This window comes from Moraxella bovoculi 237 (genome assembly GCF_000696305.2).
Lineage (GTDB): Bacteria > Pseudomonadota > Gammaproteobacteria > Pseudomonadales > Moraxellaceae > Moraxella > Moraxella bovoculi.
In genome coordinates, this window is sequence record NZ_AOMT01000005.1 from 167,245 (window position 1) to 190,784 (window position 23,540).

Annotated in this window: 22 protein-coding genes; 14 read left to right on the forward strand and 8 right to left on the reverse strand. The window is 45.4% G+C overall.

The window, feature by feature from the left end; all coding sequences use genetic code 11:
• Positions 1 to 64: 64 nt before the first annotated feature.
• Complete coding sequence (locus MBO_RS01165) at positions 65 to 394, reverse strand: YbeD family protein (protein ID WP_036362232.1); 330 nt, start codon at positions 392 to 394, stop codon at positions 65 to 67.
• Positions 395 to 526: 132 nt separating this feature from the next.
• Positions 527 to 2,383 carry an RNA polymerase sigma factor RpoD gene (gene rpoD / locus MBO_RS01170; RefSeq protein ID WP_036362235.1) on the reverse strand — a complete coding sequence of 619 codons (1,857 nt, stop codon included), beginning with the start codon at positions 2,381 to 2,383 and terminating at the stop codon, positions 527 to 529.
• A gap of 278 nt (positions 2,384 to 2,661) precedes the next feature.
• Between rpoD and MBO_RS01175 the strand changes: the two genes are divergently transcribed.
• The 5 genes from MBO_RS01175 (at position 2,662) to MBO_RS01195 (ending at position 8,099) form a co-directional block, all read left to right on the forward strand.
• Positions 2,662 to 3,144 (forward strand): hypothetical protein, encoded by a 483-nt coding sequence (locus tag MBO_RS01175; RefSeq protein ID WP_152545077.1) that lies wholly within the window; start codon positions 2,662 to 2,664, stop codon positions 3,142 to 3,144.
• A gap of 9 nt (positions 3,145 to 3,153) precedes the next feature.
• Positions 3,154 to 3,459: a hypothetical protein gene (locus tag MBO_RS01180; protein ID WP_036362238.1), complete on the forward strand. Its 306-nt coding sequence runs from the start codon at positions 3,154 to 3,156 to the stop codon at positions 3,457 to 3,459.
• A gap of 163 nt (positions 3,460 to 3,622) precedes the next feature.
• Positions 3,623 to 5,032, forward strand: coding sequence for a type I glutamate--ammonia ligase (glnA, locus tag MBO_RS01185; RefSeq protein WP_036362241.1), 1,410 nt, complete (start codon positions 3,623 to 3,625; stop codon positions 5,030 to 5,032).
• A 132-nt stretch (positions 5,033 to 5,164) separates the two neighbouring features.
• Positions 5,165 to 6,421: an FAD-dependent monooxygenase gene (locus MBO_RS01190; protein WP_052585217.1), complete on the forward strand. Its 1,257-nt coding sequence runs from the start codon at positions 5,165 to 5,167 to the stop codon at positions 6,419 to 6,421.
• A 280-nt stretch (positions 6,422 to 6,701) separates the two neighbouring features.
• Positions 6,702 to 8,099 carry a serine hydrolase domain-containing protein gene (locus tag MBO_RS01195; RefSeq protein ID WP_080702131.1) on the forward strand — a complete coding sequence of 466 codons (1,398 nt, stop codon included), beginning with the start codon at positions 6,702 to 6,704 and terminating at the stop codon, positions 8,097 to 8,099.
• A gap of 116 nt (positions 8,100 to 8,215) precedes the next feature.
• Here the strand turns inward: MBO_RS01195 and MBO_RS01200 are convergent, their stop codons facing one another.
• Positions 8,216 to 9,127, reverse strand: a complete 912-nt coding sequence (locus MBO_RS01200) for a lysine exporter LysO family protein (protein ID WP_036362244.1) — start codon at positions 9,125 to 9,127, stop codon at positions 8,216 to 8,218.
• A 241-nt stretch (positions 9,128 to 9,368) separates the two neighbouring features.
• Here MBO_RS01200 and MBO_RS01205 point away from each other — a divergent pair, with 241 nt between their 5' ends.
• From MBO_RS01205 to ttcA, 3 genes are all read left to right on the forward strand, one after another.
• Complete coding sequence (locus MBO_RS01205) at positions 9,369 to 10,553, forward strand: mechanosensitive ion channel family protein (protein ID WP_052585218.1); 1,185 nt, start codon at positions 9,369 to 9,371, stop codon at positions 10,551 to 10,553.
• An 84-nt stretch (positions 10,554 to 10,637) separates the two neighbouring features.
• A complete protein-coding gene (gene rlmKL, locus MBO_RS01210) occupies positions 10,638 to 13,412 on the forward strand; it encodes a bifunctional 23S rRNA (guanine(2069)-N(7))-methyltransferase RlmK/23S rRNA (guanine(2445)-N(2))-methyltransferase RlmL (RefSeq protein WP_080702132.1) in 2,775 nt (924 codons plus the stop codon).
• Positions 13,413 to 13,459: 47 nt separating this feature from the next.
• Positions 13,460 to 14,545 (forward strand): tRNA 2-thiocytidine(32) synthetase TtcA, encoded by a 1,086-nt coding sequence (gene ttcA / locus MBO_RS01215; protein ID WP_036362248.1) that lies wholly within the window; start codon positions 13,460 to 13,462, stop codon positions 14,543 to 14,545.
• Between the two features lie 44 nt (positions 14,546 to 14,589).
• On the opposite strand, the gene aroQ is transcribed toward ttcA, so the two are convergent.
• Positions 14,590 to 15,072, reverse strand: a complete 483-nt coding sequence (gene aroQ, locus MBO_RS01220; protein WP_036362252.1) for a type II 3-dehydroquinate dehydratase — start codon at positions 15,070 to 15,072, stop codon at positions 14,590 to 14,592.
• Between the two features lie 308 nt (positions 15,073 to 15,380).
• Between aroQ and MBO_RS01225 the strand changes: the two genes are divergently transcribed.
• From MBO_RS01225 to hemW, 4 genes are all read left to right on the forward strand, one after another.
• Positions 15,381 to 15,590 (forward strand): cold-shock protein, encoded by a 210-nt coding sequence (locus tag MBO_RS01225; RefSeq protein WP_036362254.1) that lies wholly within the window; start codon positions 15,381 to 15,383, stop codon positions 15,588 to 15,590.
• A 155-nt stretch (positions 15,591 to 15,745) separates the two neighbouring features.
• Complete coding sequence (locus tag MBO_RS01230; RefSeq protein WP_036362257.1) at positions 15,746 to 16,198, forward strand: hypothetical protein; 453 nt, start codon at positions 15,746 to 15,748, stop codon at positions 16,196 to 16,198.
• A 14-nt stretch (positions 16,199 to 16,212) separates the two neighbouring features.
• Complete coding sequence (locus MBO_RS01235) at positions 16,213 to 17,439, forward strand: DEAD/DEAH box helicase (RefSeq protein WP_046699902.1); 1,227 nt, start codon at positions 16,213 to 16,215, stop codon at positions 17,437 to 17,439.
• Positions 17,439 to 18,641 (forward strand): radical SAM family heme chaperone HemW, encoded by a 1,203-nt coding sequence (gene hemW, locus MBO_RS01240; RefSeq protein WP_036362260.1) that lies wholly within the window; start codon positions 17,439 to 17,441, stop codon positions 18,639 to 18,641. Before MBO_RS01235 ends, hemW begins: the two co-directional genes overlap by 1 nt.
• Before the next feature lie 104 nt (positions 18,642 to 18,745).
• Here hemW and MBO_RS01245 read toward each other — a convergent pair whose 3' ends face one another.
• The gene (locus tag MBO_RS01245) at positions 18,746 to 18,886 is read right to left on the reverse strand and encodes an entericidin A/B family lipoprotein (protein ID WP_036362263.1); all 141 of its coding nucleotides are present in this window, start codon (positions 18,884 to 18,886) and stop codon (positions 18,746 to 18,748) included.
• A 146-nt stretch (positions 18,887 to 19,032) separates the two neighbouring features.
• Between MBO_RS01245 and MBO_RS01250 the strand changes: the two genes are divergently transcribed.
• Positions 19,033 to 19,569, forward strand: coding sequence for a tRNA (cytidine(34)-2'-O)-methyltransferase (locus tag MBO_RS01250; protein ID WP_036362266.1), 537 nt, complete (start codon positions 19,033 to 19,035; stop codon positions 19,567 to 19,569).
• 68 nt (positions 19,570 to 19,637) lie between these two features.
• On the opposite strand, the gene MBO_RS01255 is transcribed toward MBO_RS01250, so the two are convergent.
• Genes MBO_RS01255 through tusD form a run of 3 tightly spaced genes read right to left on the reverse strand, consistent with a single transcriptional unit; the run spans position 19,638 to position 20,656 of the window.
• Positions 19,638 to 19,955: a TusE/DsrC/DsvC family sulfur relay protein gene (locus tag MBO_RS01255; protein WP_036362269.1), complete on the reverse strand. Its 318-nt coding sequence runs from the start codon at positions 19,953 to 19,955 to the stop codon at positions 19,638 to 19,640.
• Positions 19,955 to 20,263, reverse strand: coding sequence for a hypothetical protein (locus MBO_RS01260; protein ID WP_036362272.1), 309 nt, complete (start codon positions 20,261 to 20,263; stop codon positions 19,955 to 19,957). The genes MBO_RS01255 and MBO_RS01260 overlap by 1 nt, the downstream gene beginning before the upstream one ends.
• A gap of 12 nt (positions 20,264 to 20,275) precedes the next feature.
• Positions 20,276 to 20,656, reverse strand: a complete 381-nt coding sequence (tusD, locus tag MBO_RS01265; RefSeq protein WP_036362275.1) for a sulfurtransferase complex subunit TusD — start codon at positions 20,654 to 20,656, stop codon at positions 20,276 to 20,278.
• A 91-nt stretch (positions 20,657 to 20,747) separates the two neighbouring features.
• Here tusD and glnE point away from each other — a divergent pair, with 91 nt between their 5' ends.
• Entirely contained in the window at positions 20,748 to 23,540 is a 2,793-nt protein-coding gene (gene glnE, locus MBO_RS01270; protein WP_036362278.1) for a bifunctional [glutamate--ammonia ligase]-adenylyl-L-tyrosine phosphorylase/[glutamate--ammonia-ligase] adenylyltransferase, read from the forward strand.

Below are 23,540 nucleotides of genomic sequence, written 5' to 3' on the forward strand. Positions count from 1 at the left end.
GCTATAAAAAAGACCGCCTAATTGCGGTCTTGGCTTGATTTATTATAACATCAATCAAGGAGATTTATACCACTGTTTTGACCGTTTTGGCCTTGTCTAATGCGGTATATAGGTGATTCACTTCATCCGCACAAGTGAGATAGAGTCTTGCGCGTAGGGCGTGGAATTTACCTGTTTTGGATGGCTTGACCATGATGCTTGCGGCATCAAAATCAGGGAAAATCTCTGCCAGAATCAGCGTCACTTCGTTGCGCAATGTGTCATGCTCGCCTTCATGTCCGATGATACTGATAGGGTAATCCATTGGGAAGTTCCACAGTTCTGGATTTTGGATCTCGGTGCGCTTAGCATTAGGTGCGGTGGGTGCACGATTTAGATTGGTAAATTTGGTCATGATGACTGCCTTTTAGATAATGATTGAAGATAAAATGGGGCAAGCTGCCCAAATTTCAAGGTGTGTCGATGCTTGGCTGATATCAATAAAAATAACCACACGAAGGTGGTTATTTTTATTGATGAAATGAAATCAATCATCCTCAAGGAATGAGCGTAGGTGTTCAGAGCGTGAAGGGTGGCGCAGTTTACGTAGTGCCTTAGCTTCGATCTGACGGATACGCTCACGGGTGACATCGAACTGCTTGCCGACTTCTTCTAGGGTGTGATCAGACGCCATGTCAATGCCGAAGCGCATTTTTAATACTTTGGCTTCACGTTCGGTTAGGTTGTCCAGCACTTCTCGGGTGGCTTCACGCAAACCTTCGGCAGTGGCACTATCTACAGGGCTTGAGATGGTGCTGTCTTCGATGAAATCGCCCAAGTGGCTATCTTCATCATCGCCGATTGGCGTCTCCATGGAGATGGGCTCTTTGGCAATTTTTAGGACTTTGCGCACTTTGGCTTCGTCCATGTCTAGACGTTCGCCAAGCTCTTCGGGGGTGGGCTCACGCCCCATCTCTTGGAGCAGCTGACGACTGACACGGTTGATTTTATTAATCGTCTCGATCATGTGCACAGGAATACGAATGGTGCGTGCTTGGTCGGCGATAGAGCGTGTGATCGCCTGACGAATCCACCAAGTGGCATAGGTTGAGAACTTGTAACCACGGCGATATTCAAACTTATCAACCGCTTTCATGAGCCCGATGTTGCCCTCTTGGATAAGGTCAAGGAATTGTAGGCCGCGGTTGGTGTATTTTTTGGCGATGGAGATAACCAGACGTAAGTTGGCTTCAACCATGTCTTTTTTGGCGCGACGGGCTTTGGTTTCCCCGATTGCCATTTGGCGCGCCACAGCTTTCATGTTTTTTACGTCCATTTGCAGGTCGTTCTCATGAGCTAAGATTCTCTCTTGGAGGGCGACGACCTCGGGTAGGACTCTTTGTAGCGTCTCAGCAAAAGCAGGCTTACCGCTGATGCGTAATGGTAGCCACTCTAGGTTGGTTTCGTTACTTGGGAAGGTTTTTTTGAATTCCTCAAGAGGCATCTTACCGCGGCGCACGACCAAGCGCATAATCTTGCGTTCGCTGTTGCGCACGTCTTCATAAACCTCGCGCATGAGTGTGATGACTTGCTCAGATAGGCGGTTATTTAGCTTAATAAGCATAAAGTGAGACGCCAATTCATCGTAGGCGGCTTTTGCTTCTGGGCTGCCGCGTCCGTATTTTTCTAAAGCTTTTTGGGATTGGTTGAATAGCTGTTCAATCTCTTCAAAACGTGCGCGTACTTCTTCTGGATCTAGATTGCTGTCATCATCACCGCCACTTGCACCATCTAGATCTTCTTCGTCTTCTTCCAAATCATCAATGTCGTCCTCTTCCTTAATGTCTTCTGGCTCGATGTCGTTGTCTTCTTTGAGTTCAAACTCGTCATCTTCTAGATTTAAGAAGCCTGAGACGATGTCGGAGATTTTTTTCTCGCCGGTTTCGATTTGTGCGTATTCATCCAGCACGAACTTTACGGTGCCAGGCCAGTAGGCCATGATGTACTGAACTTCGCGCGTGCCTTCCTCGATGCGCTTAGCGATGCTGATTTCACCTTCGCGAGTTAATAGATCAACGGTACCCATCTCGCGCATGTACATACGCACAGGGTCGGTGGTGCGACCAGGTTCGGTTTCTACGCTGGCGAGAACCGCTGCCGCTTCATCAGCTGCCATCTCATCTTCGCTACTGGTATCGGTAAGTAAGATGTCATCATCATCAGGAGCAACTTCATAGATGGGAATGCCGACGTCGGTCAGCATCTGTACGATGTCCTCAATTTGATCGCTTTCGGTGACCGATTCTGGAAGTTGGTCATTGACCTCAGCATACGTCAGATAGCCTTGTTCCTTGCCTAACTGAATCAACGTTGCTAATTGAGAATTTGAGTGTTGTTCGCTCATGAGTGCTCGCTTTTTTATGCTGTAAACTGATGAATCTAATGAAAATGGCGCTTATTATAACATAGTTGACTGTTATGTGGGGATGCTTGCGGTATTTTAAAAGGTGAATTCATACAATTTTGTTTTTTAATAAGTTTTATTAAAAAACGTGTGTCAAAATATATGAATAAAAACATCGCATGATCTATTTATCACTGGCAAAATCACATAAAAATAAGGTAAAATAACCATTTTAAATTTAGAACCCAATCTATCGGTTTGTGGTGTTGATGATTAGCATGAAAGATTCTTTTTCGTCGTTAAAATATTCTTGTGCTGCGGGGCTACTTATTGCCTTGACGGCATGCGAGCCTAAAGTTAATCATGATGCCTCATCAGATGCTAAACCTGTCGCCACATCATCAAGCGATCTTATTGGCTGCTATACGGTAAGCCACGAAGAGTCTGCACAGATTAAGATTAATCAGGTCGAAGGCGGCTTTAACATGCAAATGAGAGAGCTTGAAGGCTCGCCTAACGTTTGGGATAAGCCTGCACCTTTGGCAGTTATTGACGTGGATAAGGGTTGGGATTATTTTAAAGTAAATACGCTGGATCTGAATAAGAATGATGTGGATGCGATGATTGGTAGGTCGGACGGTATGATGGTTCTTGCTAAAGTCAAAGACACCGCCATAAACATCAATCCACGACTTGACAGTAGCTATGTCATGTATATCGTACAGGGCTCTAACACTGTCTATAAAGTGGCGTGCGACTAAGGGGCTGTTATGGGATTATTTGGTTATTTGATATTGGGTGCGATCATGTATCTGGTTGGCTTTATGATAAACCAAAAGCTACTAAAAAAACATCGCACCAATGAAGCGCAGCTACCCATCAAGCACCCAATGATCATAAAATGTGTCGCGGCCTGCTTTATGATTATGCTGGCAGTGAGTGCGCTGATTGGTCGATATGTGCTGCATCATGATGGATTTGACTGGGCGTTTATTATTGTGAATAGCCTAGTGGCGACGGTGGTATTTTATTTTGGATTGAACCCTGATACTACGAAGATGAAGATGCCTAATTAGTGCTTTTGACTGATTTATTAATACAAGTTATTAATAAATCGGTTTTTTTGATAAGTTTTTATAAAATCCGTCATATTGTCGAAAGTGATTGACAGATGACAAGAAGGGTTTTAATATCGTAATGTTTGGTTTGGCTTATATTTTTGATTTTTTGGAGTGAGTTATGTCTAATAAGCTATTTGATTTGATTGAATCATCAGGCGCAAAATGGGTGGATTTCCGTTATACCGACACACATGGTAAGGAGATGCACCTAACTTTTCCTGCGTACAGCGTTGATGAAGACACGCTAGAAGATGGTAAAATGTTCGACGCGTCGAGCGTGGCAGGCTGGAAGGGCGTGGAAGCATCCGACATGATCTTGCTGCCAGACCCTGATACTGCGTATGTTGATCCATTCTTTGAGGCGCCGACCGTGGTGGTGACGTGTAATGTCATCGAGCCAGACACACTACAAGGCTACGCCAAGGATCCTCGTTCTATCGCTCGCCGCGCTGAGACTTACCTAAAATCAACAGGTATTGGTGATACTGCCCTGATCGGTCCTGAACCTGAGTTTTTCGTATTTGACGAGGTCAAGTGGGACATCGACATGTCTGGCGCGCGTAATACCGTGATTTCAGAAGCGGCGGCATGGAGCACCAACAAGGACTATGCGTGGGGTAACAATGGTCAGCGCCCTGCCGCGAAGGGTGCTTATGCGGTGGTTGCGCCAGTGGATCATTATCATGATATGCGTTCTGTCATGTGTGATCGCATCGAAGAGGTAATGGGTACAGGTCGTATCGAAGTGCATCACCATGAAGTGGCGAGCAGTCAGCTTGAAATTGGTATCTCTTTCAATACGTTGGTAAAAAAGGCAGACGAAGTTCAGCAATTTAAATACATCGTTAAAAACGTAGCTAACCAGTTTGGCAAAACTGCCACCTTTATGCCAAAGCCGCTCGTTGGTGATAATGGTTCAGGCATGCACGTAAACATGTCTATCTCTAAGGATGGCGTGAATACATTCTCAGGTGATGAGTATGCTGGCCTATCAAAGACGGCACTGTATTTCATTGGTGGCATCATCAAGCACGCACGAGCGCTAAACGCCATCACCAATCCAAGCACCAACAGCTACAAGCGTCTAGTGCCGCACTTCGAAGCGCCAATCAAGCTGGCTTATTCTGCATCTAACCGCTCGGCATCGATTCGTATTCCGCACGTGACCAGCCCTAAGGCAGTTCGTATTGAAGCGCGATTCCCTGATCCATCAGCGAACCCTTATTTGTGCTTTGCAGCGCTACTAATGGCAGGTCTTGATGGTATTGAGAATAAGATCGATCCAGGCGAGGCAGCGGATAAGAACTTATACGATCTACCGCCAGAAGAGGAGGCTTTAATCCCTACAGTGGCTGAGAACCTTGAAGTGGCGCTTAATGCTCTGCGTGATGATCATGACTTCTTACTAAAAGGCGACGTATTTAGCAAAGATATGATCGAAAGCTATATCGCGCTTAAGATGAAAGAAGTTCAAAAAATTAACGAAGCAGTACACCCACTTGAGTTTGACATGTACTATCGTGTGTAATGACTTAATCATCCAAAAAGCACAAAGTTGTCTTTGTGCTTTTTTGTTATCCATGAATGGATAATTGATTTATTGTCAAATAAGGGTAATTTTGGGTACAATGATAGGTATTTTTTATAAGCGAGCACACGCATGAGCGCACTAAATTCATCTAAAATAGATACCGATGTTTTAATTGTCGGTGGTGGTGCCGTGGGCATGTGCCTTGCCATTGGCCTTGCCAAGCTTCATCAACAGGTGGTATTGATTGACATTAAGCCTAAGCTTAGTGCTGTGGATAGACAGTCGATGCTCGCCAAAAGAGATGCTCGTGTGTATGCGCTAAATTTATTAAGTCTTGAGCTATTTAAGGATATTGGCGCAGATGATTTTGTGCGGCGTGCTGACTATATACAGATGCACGTGTGGCAAGGTGACGGGCGTGGCGAGCTTAATTTTGCCAAATCATCATTAACGCCAAGCTTAATGGGTAGCATGGTCGAGCCTAATGTGATCGATGATGCGCTAGACAGACGTGCCTCTCATGCAGATGTTGCGCCATTTTTAACGATATTAAATGCAACTCATATCGATGAGCGGCTCGGTATCGATGCACGCCATGATGGCGTCAGCGTCCGAGTGTGTGATGCAGGTGGCGCTAGCAGCATAATCAGCGCACGCCTGATGGTCGGTGCGGATGGTAGGGGTTCTACAGTGCGTAGGCTGGCTGGGATTGAGGTGGATCGCTTGGATTACCGTCAGACAGCGATTTGCTGCGCCATTAAGACTGCCCATCCGCATGATAATACCGCGCGTCAAGCCATGCTGCCAACAGGAACATTGGCATTATTGCCATTGGCAGATCTTGAAGAGGGGGATGATGGTCATTGGCAATCGGTGGTATGGACGCTTGCAACCCAAACAGCTGAAGAATGTCTGATGTTATCACCCAGTCAGCTTGCAGATAAACTGAGCATAGCGAGCGGATTTGAGCTTGGGGAGATTCTTGATATTGAGTCGATTGCAAGTTTTCCGCTGTCCGCGCAAGTTGCTAAGACATACACGGCGCTCCACACCTTACTCATCGGTGATGCGGCGCATGGCGTGCATCCACTGGCAGGGCAGGGGTTGAATTTGGGACTGGCAGATGTGCAAGCCTTGCTTGATTTGATGGAGTGTTGCGATTTGTCAGACAATCATCAAAATGCTCGGTTGTTACGCCGCTATGAACGAGCAAGGCGTGCGAAAAACGCGCTGATGATGCACAGTTTTTCATTGATTAATCATGCGTTTGTGGGCGATGTCTTTCAAAAAGAGCCGATGAGATTCATTCGGTCGGAAATGGTGAACATGGTGGGCAAAATTCGCCCCTTGATGGAGTTTTTCAATAAAAAAGCAAGTGGATTTTAGAGAGTAAAAAAGCTTGAATGGGCATGGTTGATCGGATCTTTAAACAAGCGTGGCATTTGGTGAGAATGAGATGATGAAACGCAATCAAACTCTACAAATTTATAACAAAAATTAACCCCATTCATCATGTCGTTGCAACCAAGTTTTGTTATCATGTTTGATGGATATAAAAGGCATGTCGTTACTTTCCTATGGTAATTTTATGATGCGATATTTGCTTTTTAACTTGAAGTTATTTGATTTTTTTTAACTGTAAAATAAACAATCGGAGGTTTTTTTTATGATTAATCGAAAATACACAAACCTTGCCTTGGCAACAGGTTGTCTGTTGTTATTATCAGCATGTGCAACCAGCAATGCAAGCACCAAGCATAGTGGTCATCAGTCAAACACTCCGAAATCCATGCTGAGTGAGGCAGAATCCTCACCGATACTAGATGGAGTACAATCAGAGCCTGTTGGACTTGGCATCATGCAGGGCTTTCCACCACCTGCGGACAAAACCATCAACATACTCAACGCCAGAGACTTTCCTCAGCTTCGTTGGACTTTTAGCAACATTCCAAATCTTGCACCAACGAAAGTCGTTGCATCTGCTCGAGAAAATCTTTATAAATTTCCTGTTGAATTGGACGGCAACATTGGCAAGATTAAGTTCATGCCTCAATTTCTACCAGCCGATCAGACTCAGCCAATCACCGTAGAAGATGCTTTTGTGCGTAAAGTTTATGGCGACTCAATGATCGTGCTACACGATGGAAGGATTGTTTATGAAACCACGCCAAACAAAGCTTATGACCCAATCGACGGTACGCATATTTTGATGTCGGTAACCAAAAGCCTTACAGGTACGCTGGCAGCCCAACTGGTTCATGAGGGCGTGATTGATGCTTCAAAGCCTGTTACTTACTATGTGCCAGAGCTTGCCAAATCTGCATGGGGCGATGCCACAGTTCGTCAAGTGATGGACATGACGGCTTCTTTGGATTATAGTGAAGATTACGCCGATCCTAATTCGGACATCAATGCGTTTTCTAAATCCATGTTGCCTGTACACCCATCAAATTATAAAGGCCCTAAGAGCATGTATGAGTTTTTGACCACAGTCAAAAAAGACACTCATCCGCATGACACTGGATTTGAATACAAAACTGTCAATACTGATGTCTTGGCGTGGATCATCGCTCGTGCAACTGGCAAAAGTGTGAATGTGCTGTTCTCTGAGCGTTTCTTTAAGCCAATGGGAATGAATGTTGATGCTTACATGCTTGTAGATGGTGCAGGAAGTCCTTTTGCTGGCGGTGGCATGAGCATGAATTTGCGTGATATGGCGATGTTTGGTGAGATGATGCGTAATAATGGTCGTTTCAACGGCAAGCAAATCGTTTCTCCATCGGTGGTCGCAGACATCATGCGTGGTGGTGATCGTGCCAAGTTTGCCACTGGTGGCTATCCAAACCTAAAAGGGTGGAGTTATCGCAACATGTGGTGGGTTACCCATAACGATCATGGTGCCTATATGGCTCGTGGCGTACATGGTCAAGCCATCTATATTGATCCAGCGGCTAAAATGGTAATTGTGCGTTTCTCTTCAAACCCTGTTGCCAGCAATGCCCATAATGACCCATGGTCATTACCTGCCTATCAAGCGGTCGCAGAGTATTTGATGAAGCGATGAGCATGAAAGAATGACGGTTTGGCGATTGGTTGAGTTGATCAGCCAATCGCTTTTTTATTGATTGATGCCTTGGTGGGTTTATCCATGCTTTTTTTTGGATTAAAGGGTTGATTGAATTAGCCCAGTGTGCTAAAAAATACCATCATGATGGGTGAGATGATGTTGGTAATGAATCCAAAACTGATGATGGTTGGAATGATCTTAGTGCCGCCTGCTTGGGTGAGTGTTGGCAGGACAAAATCAAGACTGGTCACGCCACCAAGCCCAATCGCGGCTGACTGTGAGTAGCGCATGACCCACGGAATAAAGATCAGCGCGATGATCTCTCTTGATAAGTCATTCAGCAGAGCGACGCTGCCCCATACCGCACCATAGGCGTCTGTCATCACGGTACCTGATAGAGAATACCAACCAAACCCTGAAGCTAAGGCCAGACCCTTAGTGATGGACACTTCCTCAAAGAGCAGTGCAAATACCACGCCTGAAAGCAGGGTAATCACTATAAATACAGCACTAATCTGAAGTCCGCGCTTGTTTAGCATGGCTTCTTTTAATGTCACACCAGACCCCTTTAGGCTAACTCCCACCAAAAACAATAGCGCCATCAATAACACAGTAGTCGTGTTATGAGGCGGCAGTAGGCTATCCGGTAGAACCTTCGCGATGACAAAACCAATTACCAGACAGCTAATCTGTACAAGGCTACCACGCAAGTTGATTTTAGGTTTGGTGTTATTATGATGATGGGTATGTGTAGAGGGCGGCACAAACTTATCAAAGGCAATCAGAGCGGCTGTTCCTACACCAATGGTCAGAGCAATCAGCGTGCTTAGATATAACGTAATGGCGTCGACTTTTTGGCTTAGATTCTCAACAAGACCCAGCTCGATACCAATCACAATCAAAATCAAAAAAACCAGGTAATTCAAGGCGCGCTCGGCAACACTCGCCCAATTTGCGTAGCTAGGTAGTGCAAAGCCGATGAACATGGGTGTTAATATGAGTAATAAGGTGATCAGTCCATTCATCTTAGTAACTTATGCCGTGTCGTATCGAGAGTTGTTTTTTGGTTTTGTTATTTTAAATAGCCAAAAAATAAAAATCTGCCAAAAACCATGATTTACTGACGAAAAAATTCAAATAAAGCAGTTATTTGGCGTTAAATTTTGTTAAAATAAGCAAACTTAACGGATGTCTTGCGACAGGCCATTAAGCCATGCGTATTATGCCATTTTAACATCAACCCGCTCTTAACGCCACCATTAGATTATGAACACCCATAATATCACTCGGTTTTTTGAAAATATCATGCGCGACTTATACCAAAGCGTGTATTTATTTTTGGGTGGTTCGCTTGATGATCAGACCTTAAACTGGGCGGATCGCGGTCTTGCATTTGCAGCGACCATGATTAAGATTGTCATTCTGCTTGCGATTATCGGATTTATCTATTGGTTTTTGGTGTATTGCGTTAAGCATGCGCGTGCTTTTTTACACTTATCTCAGCGTCAAGTGCGCGTGATGCGTGCCGTGCTGCGTTACACGTGGTTTGTTGCCAGTCTTATTGCGATCATGATGCAGATTGGCTTTCATACAGATACAGTGAAGGCGACAGCGAAGGCGGCAGGCTGGGCGGGCTTCTATTATGTGTTGTGGACGATGTCGGGCAAGATGCTCAGCAGCGTTCTAAAGCATTATGAATTAAACGCATCCATCGAGCAGCTGCTAAAGAACATGGTTCTTGTCATCATCCTAGTGCTGACGACAGCGAGCGTACTTGCTCAGTTTGGCTTTGACATCGTGTCGTTGGTGGCGGGTCTTGGTATTGTGGGTTTGGCTGTGGGTTTTGCCGCCCAAAGTACGCTTGCTAACTTCATTGCGGGCATTACCATCTTGATTGAGCAGTCATTTCAGGTGGGTGACTGGATTCGCTTGGGTGACAAAGAAGGACGCGTGGTGAAGATTTCGCTACGAGCGACGCAGATTCTTGATCGTGATAATATCATTATTATCATTCCAAATGCTACCGTGGCATCGTCTGAGGTGGTTAATCTTACCTCTAAGAAGATGATTCGTTTTGATGTCAAAGCGCGTATTGCCTTGGAGGCGGATATAAGTCAAGCTCGAAGCATCATCGTTAAGACGCTTGCCAAAGACGAAGTAGTGTTAAAGCATCCTGCACCAATGGCAACCGTGGCGGAAGTCGGCGAATCTGGCGTGTATTTCATCGTGCGATTCTGGGTGGCACCATTATCCGTGGCACGCATCCCGATCATCAAAGAAAACATCAACGAGAAAATCAAACGCGCCCTAGATGAAGCAGGGATTAAAGCGCCTTATCCGCACATGCGCCTGATCGTCGATGATCATAATATCTTGCACATCCCCACCACTCAGGTGGAGGTAGCAGAGCACATCGAAGAAGATCTAGAATCTGCTGCTCGCAAAAACTAACTGCTATCTAATAATCAAGTAAAAATACATTCAAAATATGCTATAATAGGCGGTTTATTTGCCTTGCGTATTTTTGAGAAAATTATGAGTAGTCACACCCCTGTTCTGATTAATCCTTTTGAGAAGTTCGATGTTAATGATTTTGAGCTGATCATCACTTGTGCTGACGGGCTTGAAAATGCGCTATTAATCGAGCTTGATAGCTTTGGCTTGGCGGGTGAGATTCTGCGCGCAGGGCGTATTCGTGTGCAAGTGAGCCTTGCCAACTTCTACCACATCTGTCTGTACAGCCGTGTGGCGAGCCGTGTGCTGCTGCCGATCGGCGAATATCATTTCAAACAAAAGCAAGCAACCACTAACCAAATCTCAAAAGACGCCAAAGGGCGCACCGTTACCCGCACACTAGACACTCAGATTATCGATGAAGATGTGCCTGAGGCGCTTTATAAGTTCGCTGCGCGATACGACTGGGCGAAGGTTTTTGGTCTGGATGATACGTTCGCCATTCGCCTATCTACGGATAAGCGCCTAACCGTAAATCAGCAGTTCGCCACGCTACGCATTAAGGATGCCATTGCGGATAATTTTAATAAGCAATTTGGTGAGCGTCCTGACGTCTCCAAGACGCCAGATTTTCATATCTTTGCGGCGGCGAATAATAAGTTCGCTGAGCTCTTTTTGGATTTATCAGGCACCAGTCTGCATCGCCGCGGCTACCGCGTGGTTAATACCGCTGCACCCTTAAAAGAGAACTTGGCTGCAGCGTTATTATATGAATCGAATTGGCATACTGGCAAGCATGACGCGCTGATCGATCCGATGTGTGGGTCGGGTACTTTCATTACAGAAGCATTGCTCATGCGTGCCGACTATCCTGTGGGGCTTGATAAGACAACAGCGGAGTTTGGTTTTTATCATTGGGCGTATCATGATGATGTGCTTTGGCAGGAGGCTGTGAGCCGTGCCAGTGAAAGATTCCACGCCAATCTAGATAAGCTTGCCCAAAACCCACCCACCGTCATCGCATTGGATGCAGATGCCAATGCGACTCATGCCTGTCATCAGAACTTATTGGCATCGGGTCTAGCGCCCATCATCAGCCACATCACCCTGCAACAAAAGGCGGTATCAGGGCTAAAAGACACATTGTCAAAAATCCGTGCTGACCATCCGCTAATCATCACAAACCCGCCTTATGGTGAGCGTCTGGGCGAAAGTGATTTTATTAAGCCGCTGTATCATGGGCTTGGCTTGTCGGTGGTGGACGGGCTGATGCAGGCAGACGTGACCCGTGCTGACATGGCAGTGCTGGGCAGTCATGTAGAGCATGTCGATACGCTACCGATCATCGACCCTAAGACACTGCGCTGTCATAATGGCGCGCTGACGGTGTATTTCCGTCATGGGGCGCTTGATTTGTCCAAAAAAGACAGCTTAATTGAGAGTTTCGTTAAGCGCGAAATTAGTAATGAAGAATCGCAAGAATTCATCAACCGCTTCCAAAAGAACTTGGCGCATCTAAAGAAGCTTGCTAAGACTGATGACGTCACCAATCTGCGTGTTTATGATGCTGATCTGCCGAATTATAATGTCGCGATTGACCTGTATGATGATAAGGTGCATGTGCAAGAATACGCACCACCTAAGCAAATTCCTGCCGATGTCGCGAAGGCTCGATTCAATCTGGTGTTAAATGGGGTGCGCGAAGTGCTGGGCGTGTTCCGTGAAGATGTGTTTATTAAGACACGCGCCAGACAATCGGGCAATGAGCAATACACCAAAAATCCCAATGCGGACACCAAGCGCAAAAAAATGTACGTCGCGCGTGAGCATGGGGCGTACCTGTATGTGAATTTCACCGATTATCTAGATACGGGGCTGTTCATTGACCATCGAAACATGCGTCAAATCGTCGCTAACGCCAGCCGTGCCAAGCGTGTGTTAAACCTATTCGCCTATACATGTACAGCAAGTGTACACGCCGCAATGGCGGGCGCGCGATCGGTCACGAGCGTGGATTTGTCCGCCAACTACCTAGATTGGGGTAAGCAGAATTTCGCCCTAAATGGCCTAGTGCTGGATGCTGAATATGAAAGCGGGCAAAAGTATCAGTTCATCGCATCTGATGTCTTTGAATGGATCAAAGAGCACACCGAGCAGTACGATGTGATATTCATCGATCCACCGACTTTCTCAAACTCCAAGAAATTCAAAGGCACCTTCGATGTTCAAAGGGATCATGTTGCCCTGATTAATCGTGCGATGAACCGCCTGTCTGCTGATGGCGTGCTGTATTTTAGCAACAACTACACGCGTTTTGAATTGGATGAGAGCCTAAACGCTCGCTATGACGTGGTGTGTATCACGGATAAGACCATCGGGTTTGACTTCAATCCGAAAAAACCCATCCATCAAAGCTATCAAATCCGCCACAAAAATGGCAAAAAAACCATCAGTCAGCCATCTGATCAATTCGATGCTAAAGCTCAGATCGCAGATGATGAAGCTTATCATGCAAGACGCCACACACAAAAAGACGAGTTCAAAAAGAATCGATTCAAAGATGATTCTAAAGACTTCAAAAAATCTGGCGCCAAACGCGATGACTTTAAAAGACGTGATAAAAAATCAGATGATTTTAAAGGTGGCTTTAGAACGAATGCTAAAGAAAGTTTTGGTAGCACAAAAGACTTTAAAAGAGATCATCGCGACAGAGATTTTAATGGTCAAACTAATACGCCAAAATCAGACAAGCCAAAAGTTCGCTATGAAAAGATTGACGGTAAATTGGTTGCCGTGCCAATCGAAACCGCGCAGACTGACAAACCTAAAAAATATACGGTAAAACCGAAATCTTGATGTTTATTTTAAGATCAATGATGTTTAAAGAAATTTGAGAAACAGCCATGACCGACAGCCAAACCTTAAACGATGACATTTTAAATCAAGAAATCCTAAACGATGTAGACAGTCATTCTGAAATCGTTCACGCCTTATCTACCGATAGCGAGCGAGAGACGGACACGGACGGTGATGATGAACATGACTTTGATGACGGTATTAAATCCGCGCGCTTTAAAAAATTACAAAAGAAACTGCGTAAAGAAGTATCATGGGCGATTCGGGATTTTAACATGATTGAAGACGGGGATGTCGTCATGGTGTGTATCTCGGGCGGTAAGGACAGCTTTACGTTGCTTGATATATTGCTGTTTTTAAAACGTATTGCTCCGATTAACTTTGATGTTGTGGCGGTCAATCTTGACCAAAAACAGCCCAATTTCCCAGAGCACGTCCTGCCCCAATACCTATCCAAACAAGGCATTCCGCATTATATCCTAGAAAAGGATACTTATAGCATTGTAAAATCGGTTGTGCCAGAGGGTAAAACTTACTGCTCGGCTTGCTCTCGCCTAAGACGTGGCTCGCTGTACGGTTTTGCCAAGCAGATTGGGGCGACTAAGATTGCTCTGGGTCATCATCGTGATGATATTTTGGCGACTTTCTTTTTGAATTTGTTTCATGGCGGAAGTCTAAAAGCCATGCCCCCTAAGCTATTATCCGATGATAAGCAAAATGTGCTAATCCGTCCGCTTGCCTATGTTGCTGAAAAGGACATTATTAAATACGCCAATTATAAGCAGTTTCCCATTATCCCTTGTGGGCTGTGTGGCTCGCAAGAAAACCTGCAACGGGCGATGATCAATGACATGCTTCGGGAGTGGGATAATGCCCACCCAAAACGCCTAGCCAGTATGTTTAAAGCCTTGCAAAATGTCGCCCCAAGCCAGCTTGCTGACCGTGAACTGTTTGATTTTGAAAGTCTTAAAACCGAGCGGACGGACGATGAGAGGCTGTTTGAAGGGGATAATATCCAAGTCGGCGTGAGCGAAAAACTTGCCGATATTGGCTTGCCGACCGCCCCACAAGTGCAAACCTTTAACCCAAAATTTAGCAACAAAATCCCAACGATCAATCCTGTACTGGATTAATAAAAAAGCCCTAAATTTAGGGCTTTTTCATCGGGTATAAGTACTCAATGTGAAAGGTTGATTTTGTAGAGATTTTTTAAAAACCACATAAGCGCCATGTCATAACCCATGTCACCAAGTCCGCAGATGACGCCGACCGCCTTATCCGAAAAATACGAATGTGAGCGAAACGGTTCACGAGCGTGCACGTTGGACAGATGCACTTCAATAAAAGGCTTATTGATGGCTGATAGCGCATCTCGAATGGCGACTGAGGTATGAGTGAGTGCTGCAGGATTGATGATAACAGCATCAATGGGCGATTCACAAAGCAGACCCAGATTGCCAACAGCATCAACGATGTCGCCCTCGTGGTTCGATTGTAGGCTGATGAGTTCAATGCCGTGCGATTTGGCTGTCTTGGTGAGTCGCTCTATGATGTCATTTAAAGTGGTCGTGCCGTAGATCTCAGGTTCGCGCTTGCCCAATAGGTGCAAGTTGGGACCGTTGATGAGAAGAATCTTCTTGGATGGGGTGATTTGTTCCATATTGATTGCTTGATTTGATGAATTTGCTTTATTTTATCAGATTTGTGAGTATTTTGGGTGTATTGACGATATTGATGGAAAATTTCAGTCATTATTCCACAAAAACACTTGTATTCTTGGTTTATCATTGATATGATAATTTACAGCAGTTATTCGCAGATGTGGTTTTTTGTAATTGTCTAGCAAAGCGTGTGATTGTATTAGCCATGACAGTGAATGGGTGTTTTTAAGGTGTGGGTGTTTGCCCGACTTGCTCAACTTGCTTGCTTAGGCTTTGGCGTAACAAGCGTTATCGATAGGAATGAAATATGTCAGTTCGTGAACAAGGTACTGTAAAGTGGTTTAATGATTCCAAAGGCTTTGGTTTCATTCAACGTGCTACAGGTGAGGATGTTTTTGTGCATTTCCGCGCGATTCTTGGCGAGGGCTATCGCTCTTTAAAAGAAGGTCAGGCTGTGGAATTTGTCGTGACTGAGGGTGATAAAGGATTGCAAGCTGAAGAAGTAAGCAAGCTGTAACGCTTTTTTTGACCCGTAAAAGTCCGCTATTTTGGCGGGCTTTTTGTTGCTTTGAGCACTCCGAATTGCTTAGATAATTTTGCAAATCATTTGCATAAATTGATACAATATGCTATTGTGGTGGCATTTTTATGTGACAATTTAGGAGTAATCAGATGAAGTTTGCACAAAAATTAGCAATCGGCGCATTGGCAGTGACAATGAGTGCATCAGCCATGGCTGCTGACAACAAAGGCGCAGATGCACTAACCAACGCAGAAGAAGGTGCACTAAACATCTGTGATGTCGTGTCTGAGGGTATATTCAACATCTCTGCCATGCATCAATCAAACATCTCAGAAGCCGAAGCCAAAAAAACCATGGACGAAGTCGCTGCTGATTTGATTAAGCAGCATGGCAATGATGAAGTAACCGCATTCGTCAAAGAATTCTGGCAAGACAGCTTATCAACCATCATCTATAAGCAGCCAATCCAAACCGCTGATGACAAAAAACGCGAAATCGTTCAAGCCAATGCCATAGAATCAGGCCTTGCTTGTCTGGGTATTTTGCTTGGCGAGAAAGAAGCTGAGCAAGCACTCAAGAAAATACAGCCCGGCCAAAAATAACTAAGGATATCAATTTGAGCCATCAAGCCAATAAAGACACAACTACTCCATCAGGTTTTGTAAAATTTCATGATTTGCCATTGTCTGAGACGACATTAAAGGCGATTCGTGCGCTGAATTTTGAGAATCTGACACCCATTCAGTCTCAGATTCTACCGCATACGCTTGCCAATCAAGATGCCATTGGTCAGGCTCAGACTGGCACTGGCAAGACAGGGGCGTTCTTGATTACTATTATTGAGTCGTTGTTAAAGCGTCCTTTTGGCGAGGATGAGCGAAGATTCTTAGGTGAGCCGCGTGCGCTTATTCTGGCGCCAACGCGTGAATTGGCGCAGCAAATCTATGCTGACTGCCGAGAGCTGACCAGATTTAGCGACCTTTATAATCTGTGTATTACAGGTGGTGCCGATTTTGACAAACAAGCCAAGCAGCTTGAGTGTCGCCCACTTGATATTCTGATTGGTACACCGGGTCGTATTATTGATTGGGTGCAAAAAGGCGTTCTATTCTTGGATCGGGTTGAGGTATTTGTACTTGATGAGGCTGATCGCATGCTTGACATGGGATTCATCCCTGATATTAAGCGCATTGTGCGACACATGCCTGCCAATACCCATCGCCAAAGCCTGCTATTCTCAGCGACATTCAATACTGATGTGATGAATTTGGCGTATCGCTGGCTTAATAATCCTGCTTTTGTGGAGATTGCACCTGAGAGTAAAACCAATAAAGCCATTGATCAGCAGTTTTATCTGCTGACTGAACGTGAAAAGATGTCGGCACTAAGAGAGATTCTCTCAGGTAGTGATGTCAAAAAAACCATCGTCTTCGCCAATCGTAAAGATCAGGTAAAGCGTCTGTATGACAATCTGCGCCGTCAATTTGAAGTTACCATGCTCTCAGGCGATGTCGCCCAGCAAAAACGAGAAAGATATCTACAGCGCTTTAAAGAGGGCGAAGTAAATATTCTGGTCGCGACAGACGTGGCAGGGCGTGGCATTCACGTTGATGATGTGACCCATGTGGTTAATTATACCTTGCCTGATATGCCTGACGACTATGTACATCGTATCGGTCGTACAGGGCGCGCAGGGCACACTGGTGTGTCTATCAGCTTTGTTAGCGAGAATGATGCTTTTAACCTGCCTGCGCTCGAAGATCACGTCGGGATTAAATTTAAACTAAATCAGTTTGATTTTAAGCCTGCCGATGTTGTTGATAATCCTAAGAGTGATGATTGATGAATCCTCTTTTGGAGCTGCTGCCCGAACGTATTCCTTTGTCATTATACATTCACATCCCGTGGTGTGTGAAGAAATGTCCGTATTGTGATTTTAATTCACATGCGCTACCCGATTCACCTGATGATGCTGTGCTGACTGCGCCATTCTCTGACTATGTGGATGCGATGATTTTGGATGCGCGTTCTCAGCTGTCTTTTGTGCAAGGGCGTCAGATTCATTCGGTGTTCATCGGTGGCGGTACGCCGTCACTATTGCCCGTTCATGAATTTGCAAGATTATTCGATGCGCTGCGTGCGATGTACGACTTTGCAGATGATTGTGAGATTACACTTGAGGTTAATCCAGGTACGGTAGAGCATGCGCCTTTTGAGGAGTATCTGGCGCTTGGGATTAATCGACTGTCCATTGGTGTGCAGACCTTTAATGAAGAGGCGCTGGGAGTACTTATGCGCATTCATAATCCCAACCAAGCCATCAATGCCATTCGCAATGCCAAGCAAGCAGGATTTCGCCGTATTAATGTAGATCTGATGCATGGGCTGCCGAATCAGACGGCAGACTTTGCGGTTCATGACCTACAAACAGCCATAGACGCTGGCGCAACGCACATCTCATGGTATCAGCTGACCATTGAACCTAATACGGCCTTTTATCGTGCACCTCCTGATCTGCCCGAAGAGGATGTGTTGGAGTCAATCGAAGAATCAGGGCGTGCGTTACTGACTGAGCATGGCTTTGATAATTATGAAGTGTCAGCATGGACAGGCAAGGATGATACACCATGCAAGCACAATATTAATTATTGGCAGTTTGGGGATTATCTAGCCATCGGTGCAGGCGCGCACGGTAAAGTTACATTGCATGGACATCCTGAGCATGATGATGGCATTTATCGCTTTCATAAATCGCGCCTACCCAAGGACTATATGCATGCCGAATCATCAGCGCCCAAGATGGTAAATTTTGAAAAAATCAACGAAGAAAATCTGCCATTTGAATTTATGATGAATGCACTAAGATTGCGCCATGGTGCTAGCACGCAGATGTTTGAGGAGCGTACGGGGCTGTTTGTCAGTACGATTGATAATGAGCTTTTGCCATTACAGCACGAGGGCTTTATGGTGCATGACGCTAACCTACTAAGCCCAACAGCCATGGGCTTTAGATATGTGAATCATTTGGTGCGTTTATTTTTATGATGTTTTGGCAATGAACTAATCGTTAATTTTTGATTGATTTACGCCAAAAATAAAATGCCGAAACTTGATTAATTTCAGCATTTTATTGATAATTTCAAAAGAAATTAGATTTTGTTTTGAACTTTTTGTGCGCCGTCAGTTACTGCGTCGCCAGCTTTTGATACGTCTTTGCCAAGACCTTTAACGGTGTTGCAACCAGTTAGAACAAAAGCAGCAGCAACAGCAGCGATGATTAGTTTTTTCATGGGAATTTCCTTAAAAAATTGGGGTTGGAATAAGTTCTTTTTTAATGAACTTAAACTTATATTAGCGAAATTTTGAACAACTTTGTGTAATTGTATGTAACTTTAAGTTATTAAATGTCAACTTAAAAGTTTATTAATCCAAGACCATGACCACTATCCATATTGTATTATTTTCACCCAAGATTCCAAATAACACCGGCAATATCATCCGTCTGTGTGCAAATACAGGTGCAAAGCTGCATTTGGTACGACCTTTGGCGTTTGAACTTGATGATACCAAGCTAAAACGAGCAGGGCTGGATTATCACGAATACGCCCAAATGCGGGTGTATGAGAACTGGAGAGAATGCCGAGATGCGCTGAGGGCTCAGGGTATTCATAAGATGGTTGCGATGACGACGAAGTTTAGCCATTCTTTCTATGAATATGATTTTAACCATGTTGATGGCGGTGATGTTGCGCTTGTATTTGGTTCTGAGACGGACGGTCTGCCTCAGGATGTGCGTGATGACATCGGTTCGGATAATTGGCTAAGGCTGCCGATGCTGCCAGAGTCTCGCAGCCTTAACCTTGCCAATTCGGTGTCTATCTGCCTGTATGAGATATGGCGACAGCTTGACTTTACGGGAGATGTTGGCGAGAGTGTGGGTTATCATCGACTATCGTCTCGTCCTGAGGATTGATCGGTTTTAATATTAAAGGCGATGTTTTGTGCATCGCCTTTTTGTTTAGGGTTATTTAGCTTTAGGTTTTATAGGCAATTCGGTGGCTTGGGCAGTCCTGCGATGCGATTCACGTGACGTGCCACTAGGCCTGTGTTAAATAATGCTTGTAATTTGGCATTATTAATCTCATCATCGGGTAGGGTAGATGATAAATGCTTGATAAGTGGGCGTGTGGCGGGACTGTGATGATATTTATCAAAAAAAGCCCGCACTTGCATTAAGATTCGATAGTGAACATCGGTAAGCTCGACATCCAGCGCATCCGCCAAAGTCTGTGCGACACTTAGCGTCCATTGTGTGTGGTCTTGGAGGTGTCCATCAGCATCTAATACTAAGTCTGTCATTAAAACTCCAATATGCTGTCAAATAAAGACAAATCAACTTGCGCACTTTCTGTCTGTGTAAGCATGTCCTTGATAGCATCATCGAATTGATTAACATCAAACGTCGTCCAAGCCTTGGGCAGGTCGTACAGTTCAAGCGATTGAACCATGCCATAGAGGCGCGATTCCTTATCTGCTAAGATAACATTAGACTTGTCCGCAAAATAAAACTGCACCTCGTGATCGAAGCTTGCTAGGGTAAAACCTAACGCGATCGCTTCATAAGTGATTAGCTCACTGTCTGATTTTATATTGATTAAGAATCTCATGCCAATCTCTCACTAAAACTGAATCACGGTGGCGCCGTCATCAATCCGTAATGCCAACTCTGATAGCCCAACCAGGCGAAAGGGCGCGCGTAGATTATCGCCATTAAGACCGTGTCGATTGGCGTTATCGACATCAGTAATACCGCGCGCCAATGCCGTGCTGACACAGACGGGTAGGTCTAGATTGTGCTGCTTTGAAAGTTTCACCCATTCATCGCTAATGCTGGGCACATCGGCGGTTTGCCAAAGTAGGCGGCTGGCTGTATATGCGCCATCACCATAAAAAAATACGCTAAGCATCTCGCCAGCTGTTAAGCGTTCTTGGGCGGTGTGTAGTGCCTGTTTGCTCTGGTTGCTGTGAGGGCTTGAAGTGATGAGTAATAAAGTTGCCATAAATCAAAAAATCACCAAATTTATGCTTATTATAGCCTAATTTTTGGTGTAAAATGGCAAAAATTGAGCGGCTTTTTAAAATTTATCCATCATGATGACATCTGTATTCACACCCAATCAAACCGAGCTTGAGATTCTAAGTCTTGCCAGTCCTTTTGCTTACTCAGTGTACGATAAAAAAATTGACGAGGCACAAGCATTCTTGGGGGAGTTTGGCTTTGAGCGTGCGTTGACCCGAGGTGATTTTGATGTGCTGATTGGGCGTTTTGCAGCGCATTCCGATGAAAACGCTGTCATGACAGGGTTTAGACAGCTTCGTAATCTACTCATGCTAAAATGGGTCTGGCAGGATGCGCTGGGCGTGATAGAGCTTGAAAAGTTGATGGGTGAGCTCTCAGAATTTACCAACGCCTGCATCTGCCATGCCAAAAACCACGTCTATGATAGGTTGGTTGAGAGATATGGCGTGCCGATGACGGTGGTCGAGGGGCGAAAACAGGTAGATGAATTCGCCGTGATCGCCATGGGTAAGTTGGGTGCGATGGAGCTGAATTTATCCAGTGATATTGATTTGATCTTTATTCATAAGGGTGTGGGCGAGACTGACACGAGCGAACACGGCAGAAAAAGCATCGACAATCAAAAATTCATGACCAATCTGGGTCGTGGCATCATCCGTCTGCTCGATGAGGTGACGGCAGATGGCTTTGTGTTTCGAGTGGACATGCGACTGCGCCCGTGGGGTGATGGTTCGCCGCTTGTGATGACGACGGCCGCACTTAAGAAGTATTTTGGTCAGCATGGACGTACTTGGGAGAGATTTGCTTGGCTAAAAGCACGAGTAGTGAATGAGGTTTCTGAGCCGTTCTTGACCCAAATACTCAATCTGCGCAAGAACTTCGTCTATCGTTATTATATTGACTACAGTGCGTTCGGTGCGCTGCGTGAGATGAAGTCGATGATCGTCAGCCAGCAGACGCAGCGTCAGGATCTAGATAATGTCAAGCTGGGTGTTGGTGGTATTCGTGACATTGAATTTATCGTGCAGGCATTCGCACTGATATATGGTGGCCATCAGGCGGCGCTCGGAGAGAATTTATCCTGTCTTGCTGCCATCGGTGTGCTTGATGAGTTTGATTATCTGTCCCGCGCTGAGGCGGATGAGTTGGCGTCAGCTTATCGATTCTTAAGACGGCTAGAGCACGCCATCCAAGCACGCCACGACAAACAAACTCAAAAACTTCCTGACGACCTCGATGAATTAACTGCCATCGCTCAGATTATGGGGTTTGATGGTGTTGATGATTTTCGGCAGGTGCTTGACACGCATCGGCAAAAGGTGTCTGTGCCTTTTGAGCGCATGGTGACGGATCGTCAAAGTCCTACCCAGGAGCTCAGTGACACTAAGGATGCTTGGCAAGAAATCAAAGACGTGCTAAGTGATGAAAGCGTACAAGCGCTTGATGAATTCATGTCATCAAAGTTGGTGCAGGGTCTGGATGATGAACCAAAATCCCGCCTAGAATCTGCCTATCCCATCATATTACACGCGCTATTAGAGCACGCCAAAAAAGATGGTGTAGAGCGTGCAGACATGGCAGTATCAAGGTTGGTGAGCTTGCTTGAGGCGATATGTCGCCGCTCGATTTATCTTGTGATGATCGCTGAGAACCCAAATGCCACCATTGCGCTCATCCCGATGTTGTCAGCAAGTCCATGGATCGCCAAAGAGCTGGCTTTATACCCCATGCTGCTGGATAACTTTTTACAAAAGCGCTATTTGCATTTGCCCGATAAAGCAGAACTTGCCGACATTCTGCGTCAAAGCTTGCTTCGGGTGGAGCGTTTTGATGATGAAAGTTATTTGGCAAATATTCGATTATTTAAAAAGACTCAAGTTTTGGCTGTGGCGACTGCCGATGTGTTGGGGCTGCGTCATATCATGAAAGTTTCTGACAGCTTAACGTTCATCGCTGAGGTGGTGGTGGAGTCAGCACTGTATCGTGCCTTTGATGAATTGGTGTGTAAGCACGGCTATCCAATGCTACAAAATGGCGAGAGAGCAAGTCATGCGCACATTGGCTTTGCAATCATTGGCTATGGCAAGCTTGGTGGCATTGAGATGTCTTACGCCTCCGATTTGGATGTGGTGTTCTTACATGAGATCGATGAAAAGGCAGACACGGATGGTGAGCGTGCGGTGAGCGGCATGAAATTCGCCTCTCGCCTGATCCAAAAGATTCTCACCTATCTGACCACACAGACCCGCGATGGTCGCGCTTATGAGATTGACATGAGGCTTCGACCTTCGGGTAATGCTGGCGTGATGGTGGTCTCTTCGCATGCGTTCGAGATGTATCAGCATGACAAGGCGTGGGCATGGGAACATCAAGCGTTGGTGCGGGCGCGTGCCATCGCTGGGGATGTGCGCGTGATGGCAAGCTTTGATAAGATTCGCACTGACATTCTAACCAAGCCTTATGATAAGGCGAAAGTGCGTACGGATGTCATCGAGATGCGCCAAAAGATGCAAACCCATCTGGGCAATAAAGACAGTGGGAGGGCGGAGTATCAATTCCATCTAAAACAGGACTTTGGCGGTCTGGTGGATATTGAGTTCTTGGCGCAGTATGTGGTGCTTGCCTTTGCTCATGATTACCCGAACCTGGCCATATGGTCGGATAATGTTCGTATCTTTGAGGAAGTAGCGAAAACTGGGCTGTGGAGCGTGGAGCGCTGCGAGAAATTAATCCAAAGCTATCTAAATCTACGCAAAAAAACCCATGAACTTGCTCTGATGGAGCAAAAAATCATCGTCCAAGACGACACTTGGCAGGAGACTCGTGAGTTTGTCCGCGGGGTTTGGGATGGGGTGTTAGGTTAG